This is a genomic window from Lysobacter gummosus (assembly GCF_001442805.1).
Taxonomy (GTDB): Bacteria; Pseudomonadota; Gammaproteobacteria; order Xanthomonadales; family Xanthomonadaceae; genus Lysobacter; species Lysobacter gummosus.
The window spans coordinates 884,851-897,823 of record NZ_CP011131.1; the positions used below are offsets into that span (position 1 = coordinate 884,851).

A 12,973-nucleotide genomic window follows, 5' to 3' on the forward strand; every position below is an offset into this window, starting at 1 on the left:
ACGATGACGAGCGAGCACGGACCTGACGAGCAATCCCGCGACGGCCGCGAGCCCGCGCCGCCGCCGCCCGCGCCACCGCGGGCCGGCGCTGCGACCACGCCGCGCGACGACCGGCTCATGGCGCTGGCCGCGCGATTGCGCGCGCGCGGCGCCACGCCCAACGGCATTTCGCTGTTCGCCATCGGCCTGTCGGCGCTGGCCGGCGCCTCGTTCTTTTTCGCCTTGCGCGATCCGCCGCATTACGGCGCGGCCTTGCTGCTGTTCGCGGCGCTGTGCCTGGGCGGGCGGCTGTTGTGCAACCGGCTCGACGGCCTGCTGGCGCGTCGTGGCGGCATGGTCGGCAAGGCCGGCGAGGTCTACAGCGACGCGCCCGACCGATTGGCCGATGCGCTGGTGTTTCTTGGCGTCGGCTACGGCCTGGCGGCGTGGCTGCCGTGGGCCTCGGACCTGGGTTGGGCGGCATCGCTGCTCGCGGTCGGCACTGCCTACGTGCGCGTGCTCGGTCTGGCCTGCGGCCTGCGTGAACACGACGAAGGGCCGATGCCGCGGCGCACGCGCATGATCGCCACCGCGATTGCGGCGCTGCTGTCGGCGGTGGGACTGGCGCTGGGGCATCAGATGGTGGTCGCGTGGTTGCTGCTGGCCGCGCTGGGCGCGGTGATCGTCGGCGCGGCATGGACCATCGGCTTGCGTCTGCGCGCGATCGTGCGCGAGCTGGAGGCGCGATGATTTCGCAACTGCTGGCCGACGGCTTCAGCGCCGCGATCCGGCTGCTGACCGGCGCGCGCGCGCTGTGGCGTTGCTCGCCCTCGGCCGATCACCGTGTCTATTACGGCAACCACGTCAGCCACGGCGATTTCGTGATGATCTGGTCGGCGCTGCCGCCGTCGCTGCGCCGCGACGTGCGGCCGGTGGCCGGCGCCGATTATTGGCAGCGCGATGTCCTGCGCCGTTATCTGATCCGCGAGGTCTTCAACGGTGTGCTGATCGAGCGCGATCCGGAGCAGCGCAAGCAGGATGCCATCGAAACCCTGTGCGAAGCCGTCGATGGCGGCAGTTCGCTGATTCTGTTTCCGGAAGGCACGCGCAATCAGAGCGATGAGCCGCTGCTGCCGTTCAAGAGCGGCCTGTATCACCTGGCGCGCAAGCGGCCGGAACTGGAATTCGTGCCGGTGTGGATCGACAACCTGGCCCGGGTGATGCCCAAGGGCAAGCTGCTGCCCTTGCCGCTGCTGTGCACGGCGACTTTCGGCGACACGATCCGGCTTGGCGCGGACGAGGATAAGGATGCGTTTTTACGGCGCGCGCGCGAGGCCTTGCTGGCCTTGTCCGATCATGCGCCGGCCAACAGCCAGGGAGCGGCGGGATGAAGGATTGGATCGGTTTCGCGCACGGGTTGCCGCATTCGGTGCTGTTGTTCGCCGGCGTGGCCGGGGTGTTGTTGATTGCGACCGTCATCGCTGAGTGGTTGCGCTGGAAGACGCGCGAGCGGCCCAGCGCGGTGGTCGCCAACCTGGTCGCGCGCATTCGCGCGTGGTGGGTCATGGCCTTGGTGGTGGGGCTGGCGTTCGCGATCGGCCGGGTCGGCATGATCGTATTGTTCGCGCTGGTCTCGCTGTTCGCGCTGCGCGAGTTCATCACTTTGGCGCCGACCCGGCGCGGCGATTACTACGCCTTGCTGGCGGCGTTCTATCTGGCCCTGCCGTTGCAGTACTGGCTGGTCTACACCGACTGGTACGGGCTCTACACCTTGTTGATTCCGGTGTATGCGTTCTTGCTGCTGCCGATTCTGTCGACCATCGGCGGCGACACCACCCGTTATCTGGAGCGCACGGCCAAGGTCCAGTGGGGCCTGATGATCTGCGTGTTCTGCATTTCGCACGTGCCGGCGCTGATCAACCTGCGGATCCCGGGGTACGAAGGGCGCAATCTGCTGCTGATCGCGTTCCTGGTGATCGTGGTGCAGTCCTCCGACGTGCTGCAGTACGTATGGGGCAAGTTGTGCGGCAAACGCCTGATCGCGCCGAAGCTGTCGCCGTCGAAAACGCTCGAGGGCTTCATCGGCGGCGTCGCCTCGGCGACCGCGCTGGGCGCGGCCTTGTGGTGGATCACCCCGTTCAACCCCTGGCAAGCCGCGGTGCTGGCGCTGGTGATCAACCTGATGGGTTTCTACGGCGGCCTGGTGATGTCGGCGATCAAGCGCGATCGCGGCATCAAGGATTGGGGGCACATGATCGAAGGCCATGGCGGCGTGCTCGATCGGTTGGATTCGGTGTGTTTCGCCGCCCCCGTGTTCTTTCATTTGATACGGTATTGGTGGGTGTAGCCGACGCGCTTGCGAGCCATTGGCTCGCGCGTCGGCTACACGCCCGGCCATGGATGGCCGGGCCGGGCGATCCGAAGCATGCGTAAGCTTCGCCATGGAGGGCGGCGAGTAACGCAAGAAGCGCCGTGCGCGCGCACTGCGCGCAGTCGGGCTACACGCCCGGCCATGGATGGCCGGGCCGGGCGATCCGAAGCCCGCGTAAGCCTCGCCATGGACGGCGGCGAGTAACGCAAGAAGCGCCGTACGCGCGCACTGCGCGCAGTCGGGCTACACGCCCGGCCATGGATGGCCGGGCCGGGCGATCCGAAGCCCGCGTAAGCTTCGCCATGGACGGCGGCGAGTAACGCAAGAAGCGCCGTACGCGCGCACTGCGCGCAGTCGGGCCGGACGATCCGAAGCCCGCGTAAGCTTCGCCAGGGACGGCAGCGAGTGAAGCAAGAAGCGCTGTATGCGCGCAGTCGGCCAACCAAGACCATCAAGCACAACCCCGCCCCCGCGGAGAGCACAAAAAGATGAACTCCCAATCCCTACAAATGGACGACACCGTCTACAACCACCTCAACCGCCTGTGCGAAGCCGGCAACCGACTGACCGAGCAAGGCCGCTTCGACGCTGCGGTGACCCAGTTCAACGACGCCTGGGAGCTCGTGCCGGAGCCGAAGAAAGACTGGGAGGCCTCGACCTGGATCCTGACCGCGATCGGCGACTGCTATTTCCATCTGCGCGATCTCAAGTCGGCGCGCTCGGTGCTGGAATACGCGATGCAATGCCCCGGCGGCGTGGGCAATCCCTTCATCCACCTGCGCCTGGGACAGGTGCTGCTGGACACCGGCGAAGCCGATGCGGCCGCCGACCAACTCATGCGCGCCTACATGGGCGCCGGCGCCGAGCTGTTCGCGGCGGAAGATCCTCAATACCTGCGCTTTCTCGGCACCCGCGCGCAGCTCTAGGCGCGCGGCGCGAACTCAGGTCCAGTCGAAGGTCAGCAGCGCCAGCTGTTCGACCGGTTCGTAGAACAACACGATCAGATCCGCGCCGGTCTTGCGGTAATTCCAGCCCGGCACCGAGGCCACGTGTTCGAAGCGGCGGCCGCTGGGGCTGAGCGGCCACACTGCTTGTTCCACGCCTTCGGCCTCGCCGTATTCGAGCGGGAATTCGACCGTCTCTTCCCAGTTGTAGCCCGCATCGGCGAAGCCGCCGAGCCGCTCGACCAGATCCAGCGCGGTGGTGTCGTCCGAGGGCGCGTTGCCGAACCGGTTGAGCCGGACCAGACGGCCGTGTTCGCGGTAGTAATCGCGCGACACGCGATAGGCCCGCTCTTCGGCGAGGTAATGCTTTTCCAGTTCGGCGCGGTCGCCGCGCAGCTGCGGCGGCGTCTCTTCCAGACTGCGTTCGAGCAGGAAATAACGCGCGTCGCCGAGCAGGCGGTAACGGCCGTCCTCGACCGCGAAACCGATCCAGTTGCTGCGCAGCAATTCGCCGTGGAATTCGTCTTCGGTGTATTGGCCGACCAGCCCGTCGCAGGGCTCCAGCGGGCTCAGCAGATGCAGCCAGCCCGACCATTGCGGACGCACCGCGCTCAGGTCGATGGACACCAGCGGATGCAGATGGCGTTGCAACGATTCCTGGCCGGGCGCGAACACGCTGCCGGCGTCCGGAAACGGCCGCAGGATGGAACCGGGTTGGGTGAAGTCGTCCTGCATGTCGCGTGCCGATGGGAGGGATCGGCGGATCATCGCATGGGCATCATGACGCGCCGTCGGCGGTATGCGTCGCGGTCGGTGCGGGCGACGGTGGATCGCGGGATGAATCCTCGCGGCGGCGGGCCGGCGCGGCCGCCGTGCGATGCGGCGGTTATTCCAGGCCGTATTCGCGCAGCTTCTTGCGCAGGGTGGCGCGATGGATGCCGAGCATCGCCGCGGCGCGGCTCTGGTTGCCGTCGCAGTGCAGCAGCACTTCGGCGAACAGCGGAATTTCCAGTTCGCGCAGCGCGATTTCGTACAGGTTCTCGGTGCCGCTGCCGTTGAGGTCGCCCAGGTAACGACGGATCGAAGTCGCGACGTGATCGCGCAACGGAACGCGAGGTCCGGAGCGGGCGGCTTCGTTGCGGTCGTTGAGTGCGTTCAAGTGCTTCCCCGTAGCAGGTTCTGTCCGCCGGTCGCGCCGACGGGAGGGGGAGTCTAGCGCGCTGGAGTCGCTATAAACAACGCGACGGTTCGATATTTCAACGGAAATCGAAAGTGAACGCGACTATGTGCGGCGCCGGTTCGCGCACGTCGAACTGCACCGCGGCGCTCTGCCCCGGCGCGATCAGTTCCTGTGGCTGAAAACCCTTGCGGTAGTCCCTGGGAGAGAACGCGCGCTGGCCGACCCGGCGGCCATCCACGTCCTCCAGACTCAGCACCAGGGTCGGCCAGGGCTGGGGCCAGCGCGCATCGTTGCGGAAGCCGGCGGAAACGCGCAGCACACCCGCGCGGCCGGCGACCGGCAGCACATTGCGATTGAGCATCGTCAGCGCGGCCGGTTCGCGCCACGGCGGAATCTCGCACGGCAGCACGCCGCACAGCGCCGCCACCAGCGGCCGCCAGCGCGCGTCGGCGGCGAGTTCGTCGCGTTGCGCGAGCAGCAATTGCAACACCAGGACCAGTGCGAGCGCGACCGCGAGCAGCGGCCCGCTCCAATGCATGCGCGGCGCGGCGGCGCGTGCGCGCGCCTGCTGGCGGGCGAAGCTCGGCGCGCGCCGGCCGATGGATACGGCGGTCTCGGATTTACCGTTGCGCGCGGCGCCGCGCCTGGCCGGCCGCGCCGGTGCGGGCTCGGCTTCGGTGAGCGGTGTCAGCGGCGCGGATGGAATTTGTGCGGATGCGACGGACGGCTCGGTCGACACGGACGGATCGGATGACGATGAACTCGCCGGCGCGTCGGCATGCGCCGCTGCGCGCGCGGATTCGTCGCCGGCCTGATGGGCGTCGGCCGCATCGTCGCCGACATCGGCGATGACGATTTCGCGCTCGGCGCGCGCGTCCGCGCCGGTGCTCGCCGCCGGCGTGTCGAGCGGCGGCTTGGGCGCGCGCTGCGTCGTCGCCACGGTGCCGGGCCGGCGCAACTCGCCGGGCTCGATCGCGTGCGCGGCCGATGGGGCGGCGGGCGTTGCTGCGGGCGGGTTCGGGTCCGGCGTCGCGCCCGGCTCAGCCGCGGCGCTGGGCGGCGTCGCGGCGGCCGCGTCGCCGGCATCCGCGGTTTCGCTTTGCAGCGCGCCGTTGCAACGCGGACAGGTCCGCGGCGGACCGTCCTTGGAGACGATCAGCGCGACCAGATATCCGCAGTGAGGGCAGGCGACGAACATTCGCGTTATTCAACCATGTCGCCGCGCTCAGCGACGACGGATGCCTGTGACGCGGATCCAGTCTTCGAGACGGTCGGCGCGCAGCTGATCGAAGTCGGCGGCGTAGCGCGCCAGCACCTCGTCCTCTTGTCCGGCCAGGATGCCCGACAGGGCGATGCGTCCGCCCGGCGCGACGCGCGCGGCCAGGGTGTCGGCCAGCGCGATCAGCGCCGAGGCGAGGATGTTCGCGACCACCACCGGATAGGTGGCGGCCGGTTCGTCCTGCGGCAGGTGCACCTCGATCCGTGCGCCCACGCCGTTGCGCTCGGCGTTGTCGTGGGTGGCGATCAGCGCCTGCGGGTCGTTATCGACGCCGACCGCGTGCGCGGCGCCGAGCTTGAGCGCGGCCAGGGCGAGGATGCCCGAGCCGCAGCCGAAGTCGAGCACGCGGCGGCCGTCGAGCTGGCCTTCGTCGGCCAGGGTGTCCAGCCAGGCCAGGCACAGCGAAGTGGTCGGGTGGGTGCCCGAGCCGAACGCCAGCCCCGGGTCCAGCCGCACCACCGCCGCCTCGGGCGTGTCGGCCTGCGCGGGCAGTTCGTGATTCCACGGCACGATCCAGGTGCGGCGGCCGAAGTGCAGCGGCTCGTACTGATCCATCCACGCGCGTTCCCAATCCTGGTCTTCGACCTGGCGGAAGCGCACCTGGGTCCAGTCCAGGCCGGGGTCGAAGGATTCCAGCGCCGCCAACACGATCAGCGCGTCGGTCTCGTGCGGGAACAGCGCGCTGAGGACGATGGACTGCCACAGCGGGGTTTCGCCCACGCCCGGCTCGAGGATCGCGTGCTCGTCGCTGGTGTCGGCATCGGCGTCGAGCATGGTCACGGCGAGCGCGCCGACATCGTCCAGCGCGGCTTCGAAACGCGGTTGTTCGGCTTCGCTGCAGCGCAGGGTCAGTTCGAGAAAGGGCATGAGGCGCGGTGGGTGATCGAAAGCGGCGGCCATTATTGACTCGTTTGGCCGCGATCAGATAGCGCGCGGGTGGCTTGCGTGCCGTGGGCGGCGGGGTCTTGCGGGTGGAGGCGGACGCTGGGGCGGCCTGGCGGCCTCAGCGCGGGCCGCCTGCGCTGAACGGGGGGCCAGGGGCCGATCCCGGCCGCGCAACGCGGCAGGCAAGCGCGCGCGGGCGCCAAGGCCGGCTTCCATACGGACCCTGGTCCCGTAGCGATCTCGGCGCCACCGACCCGTTCAGGCCAGGCATATCTGGAACGTGATGTTGAACACATTTTATATGCGCGCGGACATCTGTCGGGCGCTTGACTTATCATCGGTGCCCCAACGATGCGCCGATGTGCCCCTCCAGCCCGCGCGGCTGGTCCGGTACGCCGGTCGTCGCGCCCGTGCCGGCCCCCGCGCCGTCGCCGTCCGCCAGCCAGGATCCCGAGTCACGCACTTGATGTCCGATGCCTACACGACCGGCTACCCGCAGACTCCGCATGAAAGACCGGCGGTCGCGCGCATGAGCGGCCGTTCGCTGGCCACATTCGTGGGCCTGACCTTGCTGGCCGGCGCCTTTGTCTACGCCGGCCGCGGCGGCGTGCAGGACGACATCGCCGTGGCGCCGCCGCAGATCGGCCAGTCGCCGCAGGCGCGGCCGCAGCCGCTGGCGCGGCAGGGCGACTTGGGCCGCGATGATTCGATCCGCGTTCCCGCGCCGCGCCGCAACGCGCATCTGCCGGCGCAATCGCCGCTGCGTCAGCAATTCGAGCAGGCGCCCGACCTGTACGCCTACGCGCAGACGCTGCGCTCGCGCGCCGACGCCGGCGAACCGGAGGCGATCTGGCTGCTGACGCGCGTGTACGACTACTGCGCCAATTATTCCAACGCGCCGGTCGATTACGGCAACGACACCCGCACGATCGACGCGATGAAGATGCGCAGCTCCGCCGCGATGGCGGCGGCGCGCACGCGCGTGAGTCAACGCTGCGCGCGCTTCGCGCCCGAGGACAACCTCAGCTACTCGATGATCGTGATCAAGCGCACCGAAGCGGCCAAGGCCGGCAGCCTGCCCGCCGAAGCCTCGCTGCTGGCCGCCGGCAAGCCCTTGGAGAATACCGAGGAATACCTCCAGAACCTGGTCGATCGCGTGGTGCGCTCCAAGGACGCCGATGCGTATTCGGCGCTGGCGCCGGGCATGGGCATCGCCGCCAACGGGCGCACTGCCGGATTCGGATACAACCGCGTCGCCGGCACCCAGTTCGCCGAACTGGCCTGGCAGCTCGCGGCATGCAAGTTGGGCCAGGACTGCGGTCCCAAGGGCTCGTTGATGACCTCCTACTGCGCCAACGGCGGCATTTGCTCGCAAGACCCGCAGCAGGATTTCGCAAGTTTCGTTTACGACGCGGCGATCCCGCGTCAGGGGGCGGACGTGGTGCAAGAAATGGTCGATTCGCTGACTGGCGAAGAGAGGACGAAATGAAACGCGAGCACGTGATAAGCACGGCCAAGGTCGGGTTCTGGGCGCTGTTGCTGAGCGCCTACTCGGTCGGCGCCGCCGGCGTAATGATCGATGTATTCGGCGAGGACTATCGCGACCTGTCGCAGGTGGCGGTGACCTCGGTGGACTCCAAGGCCGAACAGCGCTCGCTCAGCGCGGCGCAGATCGCGGCGGTCTACCGCGCGCAGAGCGGCGCGCCGTTCTCGTCGCTGCCGCCGGGCAGCACGTTCAAGGTGGTGTGGCCCGACGGTTCCAGCGAGTACGTGATGGTCGTCAGCCCCTCCTCCACCGGCGGCGTGCAGCCGATTCCGGGCACCCAGGTGGCGGCGGGCAAGAGCGGCAAGAGTTCGAACCAGCCGCGCAACGTGCCCGGCGCGTCGGACCTGACCGAGACCGACGTGCAGGAAATGGCGACCTGGCTGGAAGCGGCGAATTGATACTTGCCGGTTCCGTCGCCGCCGCCGATGCATGCGCGCCGCTTGCGCGCGGCGGGCGGCTGTCGCGGGTTTGTGTCATGGCCGGGGCGCAAGGCTCCGGGTCGCGCGATCGCGTTTGATCCGATCGCGCTAAGCCGTGGCGGGATGCTGGTTGGCCGCATCCTGGCGAAAGTTTTCCGGGCCCGCCGAATCGGCGAGGCGCGAAGCGGCGAAGGCAACACGCGCTGCGAAGTCACGAAATCTTTTGCAGGAGGGCCTTCAGGCCCGACGCTTTTGTTTGCGCTCGCATCGAAGCTTCCCGGCTTTTGAACGAAAGGCATCGGGCCTGAAGGTCCCTCCCACAAGAAACCTCCTTGTTGCGAATCGAGCTGTGGATTCGCGAATCCTGCCGAGCCATACGCGCTGCGAAACCACGAAGTCTTTTGTGGGAGGGCCTTCAGGCCCGACGCTTTTGTTTGCGCTCGCATCGAAGCTGCATTGCCTTTGAGCGAAGGGCATCGGGCCTGAAGGCCCTCCTGAAAAACTCGCGCGGGCCAAAAACAAAAAGCCCCTTCTCGCGAAGGGGCTTTCCTCATAGCTCAAGAGCATCCGCAACCCCATCGCGACACCGCGCGACGGCCTGCCGGATCAGACGATCGAAATCGTCTTCTCTTTCTGCTCCTTGAGCCGCTTTTCCAGGTAATGGATGTTCATCCCGCCCTGCTGGAAGCCGGCATCGGACAAGATGCGCTGCTGCAGCGGGATATTGGTCTTGATGCCGTCCACCACCATCTCGCTGAGCGCCACGCGCATGCGCGCGATCGCGGTGTCGCGATCGGGGCCGTGCACGATCAGCTTGCCGATCATCGAATCGTAATTCGGCGGCACGCGATAGCCTTCGTAGATATGGCTGTCGACGCGCACGCCCGGGCCGCCCGGGGCGTGGAAATGATTGATCGGGCCCGGGCAGGGCATGAAGGTTTCCGGGTCTTCGGCGTTGATGCGGCACTCGATGGCGTGGCCGTCGAGCACGATGTCGCTTTGCTTGATCGACAACTTGCGGCCGGCGGCGATCATCAACTGCTCGCGCACCAGGTCGATGCCGGTCACCAGCTCGGTCACCGGATGCTCCACCTGGATACGGGTGTTCATCTCGATGAAGTAGAAGCGCCCGTCCTCGTACAGGAACTCGAACGTGCCCGCGCCGCGATAGCCGATGCGGATGCAGGCTTCCACGCAGACCCGGCCGATTTCGGCGCGCTGCTCGGGCGTGATGCCCGGCGCCGGCGCTTCCTCGACGACCTTCTGGTGGCGGCGCTGCATCGAGCAATCGCGTTCGCCCAGATGGATGGCGTTGCCCTGGCCGTCGGCGAGCACCTGGATTTCCACGTGACGCGGGTTCTCGAGGAATTTCTCCATGTACACCATGTCGTTGCCGAACGCGGCCTTGGCTTCGGACTTGGTGGTCTGGATCGCGGCGTTGAGATGCGCTTCGGTGTGCACCACGCGCATGCCGCGGCCGCCGCCGCCGCCGGCGGCCTTGACGATGATCGGGTAGCCGATTTCGCGCGCGATCTTGATGTTGGCGGCGTTGTCGTCGCCGAGCGGGCCGCCGCTGCCGGGCACGCAGGGCACGCCGGCTTCCTTCATCGCGCGGATCGCTTCGACCTTGTCGCCCATCAGGCGGATGGTCTCGGCGCGCGGGCCGATGAAGATGAAGCCCGATTGCTCCACGCGCTCGGCGAAGTCGGCGTTCTCGCTGAGAAAGCCGTAGCCCGGATGGATCGCCTGGGCGTCGGTGACCTCGGCCGCGGCGATGATCGAGGCCATGTTGAGGTAGCTCTCCGACGACGGCGCCGGCCCGATGCAGACCGACTCGTCGGCCATGGCCACGTGCTTGAGATTGCGGTCCACGGTGGAATGCACCGCGACCGTGCGGATGCCCAGCGCGTGGCACGCGCGCAGGATGCGCAGCGCGATTTCGCCGCGATTGGCGATGACGACTTTATCAAGCATGGGATTCGGGATTCGAGATTGGGGATTCGTGAAGCGCGGGCGTCTCGCTGACGACGCGCGGCGATGAGCCGAGCGAGCGGATCAGAGCGTTCAGACGGGCGAAGGTTCGGTCCAACAAGTCTGTGTCCGTGGCGTTGTCGGTGAGATAGCCCAGGCGGCGGGCGATCTCATACTGCGTGCTGATTTCAGCGAGCGAACCGCGTGCCATCGCCAGGAACCGCAAGTACTCCGGTCTTGATCGCCGGGCTGCGCCTTCGGCGATGTTCGACGGAACGCTCACGGCTGCTCTGCGCAACTGCATGGACAGGCCCAGCCGCTCCGAGTCGGGAAAAGATGCGGTGATGCGATAGATCGATTCGACCAAGGCCATCGCGTCGCGCCAGACCTCCAGGCGCTCGTGCGGTCGCTGCTTTTCCGAATCCCGAATCACGAATCCCTATTCCCGTCGCAATCGGCGATCAGCCGATTACGAACAGCGGCTGATCGAACTCGATCGGCTGGCCGCTTTCGGCCATGACCTTGAGCACGGTGCCGGACACGTCGGCTTCGATCGGATTGAACATCTTCATCGCTTCGATGATGCCCAGCGTGTCGCCGGCCTTGACCGCCTGGCCGACGGCGACGAAGGACGGCTTGTCCGGCGCCGGCGAGGTGTAGAAGGTGCCGACCATCGGCGCGCGCACGACGTGGCCGTCGGGCAGGTCGCTGATGGGCTTGGCGCTGCCGCCGGTGGCCGCTTCGGTCGGCGACTGCATCGGCATCGGCTGCGGCGCGCGCGGCTGCTCGGGCTGCGGCGCGTACATCGGCTGCGGTTGCGCCATCGCGTAGCCGCCCTTGGGCGTGCGGGCCAGGCGGACGGATTCCTCGCCTTCCTTGATCTCGATCTCGGCGAGGTTGGATTCCTCGAGCAGGTCGATCAGTTTCTTGATTTTGCGCAGGTCCATGAAGCGGGCCTCAGGTTTGGATCTTGGGTGCGGGCCGCGCGAGGCGGTCCGGGCGAATGGGGGATCAGGGTGCCAGCCGCTTGATTGCAGCTTCGAGTGCGTAGCGGTAACTATCGGCGCCGAAGCCGCAGACCACGCCGAGGGCCAGGTCGCTGAAGTAGCTGTGGCGGCGGAAGTCTTCGCGGGTATGCGGGTTGGACAGGTGGATCTCGATGAAGGGGATCGCCACCGCCGCCAGGGCGTCGCGGATCGCCACGCTGGTGTGGGTGAAGGCGGCCGGATTGATCAGGATCAGGGCGGTGCCGTCGCCGCGCGCGGCCTGGATGCGGTCCACCAGGACGTGCTCGGCGTTGGACTGCAGGCTCTCCAGGGCGTGCCCGGCGGCCTGCGCGCGTTCGCCCAGGCCGGCGTCGATCTGCGCCAGGGTGGTGCGGCCGTAGACCTCGGGCTCGCGCGTGCCGAGCAGATTGAGGTTGGGGCCGTGCAGGACCAGGAGCTTGGCCATCGGGACCGGACGGTTGCCTTCAAAGGGCGGCAGTTTGCGTGATGGCCGCTCAGCTGTCCAGGAGTTGCCCGCCAAATCGGCGAAGTTGCCGCGATTTAAGCGGTTGTTTGAGTGACGGCTCTAAATGCCGGCACGATCGGCGCGACAGGTGAATTTTCGGTGCCCGTTCGCCACCGTTGGCGACATGCGGCCGCGGGACTTCGGAATTCTGCTCGGCCTCCATTCGAACACGGCCACGGCGATGGCGGGCGGGCCTGGGACTCGTTCATGTTGCGGTCGCGGTCGCAGATCGGTGCGCGGGCCGGGATCGGGCCGGGATCGGGCCCTGTCGCGCCGATGGATCAGTTCGCCCAGCCTTCGATCTCGCCGTCTTCGAACGGCCCGATCCGCTGCTTGACCAGCTTGCCGTCGGCGCCGATCAGCACGCTGTAGGGCAGCACGCCCTTGAGGTTGCCCAACTGCACCCCGGCATCGCGCGGGCCCGGGGTGTCGAGCAGGATCGGGTAGCCGACCGGCACGCGTTGCAGGAACGCGGCGACGTCGGCGGCGTTGTCCAGGGCGATGCCGACCACTTGCGTGCCGTCCGCGCCCTGGCCCTTGGCGTAGCGGCTGAGCTCGGGCATTTCCTTGATGCACGGCCCGCACCAGCTGGCCCAGATGTTGATCAGGATCGGGCGCCCGGCGTAGGCCTGCGGCAACTGCACCGGCTGCTTGTCCAGGCCCTGCAGCCGCAGCGGCGGCATCGCCGCGCCGCGCGCGGCCACGGCCAGATCGGCCGGCGGCTTGGGCGACTCGCGCTCCATGCGTTCCTGCAGCACGCGCTGGCCCAGGTCGGTGCGCATCAGCCAGCCGTTGCCGCTGACCAGTTGCCCGGCGAGCACGCCCAGCGCGCCCGCGGCGGCGGCGATCAGCACGATCTTCAGCGCGGAAGGAATCGTCACCGCGCC

16 protein-coding genes are annotated in these 12,973 nt (G+C 67.9%); 6 read left to right on the forward strand and 10 right to left on the reverse strand.

The window, feature by feature from the left end; all coding sequences use genetic code 11:
• Positions 1 to 117: 117 nt before the first annotated feature.
• From LG3211_RS03610 to LG3211_RS03625, 4 genes are all read left to right on the forward strand, one after another.
• Positions 118 to 729 carry a CDP-alcohol phosphatidyltransferase family protein gene (locus tag LG3211_RS03610; RefSeq protein WP_057945248.1) on the forward strand — a complete coding sequence of 204 codons (612 nt, stop codon included), beginning with the start codon at positions 118 to 120 and terminating at the stop codon, positions 727 to 729.
• A complete protein-coding gene (locus LG3211_RS03615) occupies positions 726 to 1,370 on the forward strand; it encodes a lysophospholipid acyltransferase family protein (protein WP_057941633.1) in 645 nt (214 codons plus the stop codon). The genes LG3211_RS03610 and LG3211_RS03615 overlap by 4 nt, the downstream gene beginning before the upstream one ends.
• Complete coding sequence (locus tag LG3211_RS03620) at positions 1,367 to 2,326, forward strand: phosphatidate cytidylyltransferase (RefSeq protein WP_057941634.1); 960 nt, start codon at positions 1,367 to 1,369, stop codon at positions 2,324 to 2,326. Before LG3211_RS03615 ends, LG3211_RS03620 begins: the two co-directional genes overlap by 4 nt.
• A 512-nt stretch (positions 2,327 to 2,838) precedes the next feature.
• Positions 2,839 to 3,276 carry a tetratricopeptide repeat protein gene (locus LG3211_RS03625; RefSeq protein ID WP_057941635.1) on the forward strand — a complete coding sequence of 146 codons (438 nt, stop codon included), beginning with the start codon at positions 2,839 to 2,841 and terminating at the stop codon, positions 3,274 to 3,276.
• 15 nt (positions 3,277 to 3,291) lie between these two features.
• Here the strand turns inward: LG3211_RS03625 and LG3211_RS03630 are convergent, their stop codons facing one another.
• From LG3211_RS03630 to prmA, 4 genes are all read right to left on the reverse strand, one after another.
• The gene (locus LG3211_RS03630) at positions 3,292 to 4,029 is read right to left on the reverse strand and encodes a hypothetical protein (RefSeq protein WP_057941636.1); all 738 of its coding nucleotides are present in this window, start codon (positions 4,027 to 4,029) and stop codon (positions 3,292 to 3,294) included.
• A gap of 151 nt (positions 4,030 to 4,180) precedes the next feature.
• On the reverse strand, positions 4,181 to 4,453 hold the full coding sequence (fis, locus tag LG3211_RS03635; RefSeq protein ID WP_057941637.1) for a DNA-binding transcriptional regulator Fis: 273 nt from the start codon (positions 4,451 to 4,453) through the stop codon (positions 4,181 to 4,183).
• A 97-nt stretch (positions 4,454 to 4,550) separates the two neighbouring features.
• Complete coding sequence (locus LG3211_RS24685; protein WP_083512287.1) at positions 4,551 to 5,672, reverse strand: DUF3426 domain-containing protein; 1,122 nt, start codon at positions 5,670 to 5,672, stop codon at positions 4,551 to 4,553.
• Between the two features lie 27 nt (positions 5,673 to 5,699).
• Entirely contained in the window at positions 5,700 to 6,620 is a 921-nt protein-coding gene (gene prmA, locus LG3211_RS03645; RefSeq protein WP_057945250.1) for a 50S ribosomal protein L11 methyltransferase, read from the reverse strand.
• 484 nt (positions 6,621 to 7,104) lie between these two features.
• Here prmA and LG3211_RS03650 point away from each other — a divergent pair, with 484 nt between their 5' ends.
• Both LG3211_RS03650 and LG3211_RS03655 read left to right on the forward strand, forming a co-directional pair.
• Positions 7,105 to 8,127 carry a hypothetical protein gene (locus LG3211_RS03650; RefSeq protein ID WP_237049825.1) on the forward strand — a complete coding sequence of 341 codons (1,023 nt, stop codon included), beginning with the start codon at positions 7,105 to 7,107 and terminating at the stop codon, positions 8,125 to 8,127.
• The gene (locus LG3211_RS03655) at positions 8,124 to 8,582 is read left to right on the forward strand and encodes a hypothetical protein (protein WP_386815199.1); all 459 of its coding nucleotides are present in this window, start codon (positions 8,124 to 8,126) and stop codon (positions 8,580 to 8,582) included. The genes LG3211_RS03650 and LG3211_RS03655 overlap by 4 nt, the downstream gene beginning before the upstream one ends.
• Before the next feature lie 258 nt (positions 8,583 to 8,840).
• On the opposite strand, the gene LG3211_RS27655 is transcribed toward LG3211_RS03655, so the two are convergent.
• From LG3211_RS27655 to LG3211_RS03680, 6 genes are all read right to left on the reverse strand, one after another.
• Positions 8,841 to 9,182, reverse strand: a complete 342-nt coding sequence (locus LG3211_RS27655; protein ID WP_484502502.1) for a DUF6053 domain-containing protein — start codon at positions 9,180 to 9,182, stop codon at positions 8,841 to 8,843.
• Between the two features lie 27 nt (positions 9,183 to 9,209).
• Positions 9,210 to 10,577: an acetyl-CoA carboxylase biotin carboxylase subunit gene (gene accC / locus LG3211_RS03660; RefSeq protein WP_057941638.1), complete on the reverse strand. Its 1,368-nt coding sequence runs from the start codon at positions 10,575 to 10,577 to the stop codon at positions 9,210 to 9,212.
• Entirely contained in the window at positions 10,570 to 11,007 is a 438-nt protein-coding gene (locus LG3211_RS03665) for a four helix bundle protein (protein WP_057941639.1), read from the reverse strand. The genes accC and LG3211_RS03665 overlap by 8 nt, the downstream gene beginning before the upstream one ends.
• A gap of 28 nt (positions 11,008 to 11,035) precedes the next feature.
• Entirely contained in the window at positions 11,036 to 11,521 is a 486-nt protein-coding gene (gene accB, locus LG3211_RS03670) for an acetyl-CoA carboxylase biotin carboxyl carrier protein (protein ID WP_057941640.1), read from the reverse strand.
• Positions 11,522 to 11,585: 64 nt separating this feature from the next.
• Positions 11,586 to 12,026 (reverse strand): type II 3-dehydroquinate dehydratase, encoded by a 441-nt coding sequence (gene aroQ, locus LG3211_RS03675; RefSeq protein ID WP_057941641.1) that lies wholly within the window; start codon positions 12,024 to 12,026, stop codon positions 11,586 to 11,588.
• 341 nt (positions 12,027 to 12,367) lie between these two features.
• Complete coding sequence (locus tag LG3211_RS03680; protein WP_338041418.1) at positions 12,368 to 12,967, reverse strand: TlpA family protein disulfide reductase; 600 nt, start codon at positions 12,965 to 12,967, stop codon at positions 12,368 to 12,370.
• Positions 12,968 to 12,973: the final 6 nt, after the last annotated feature.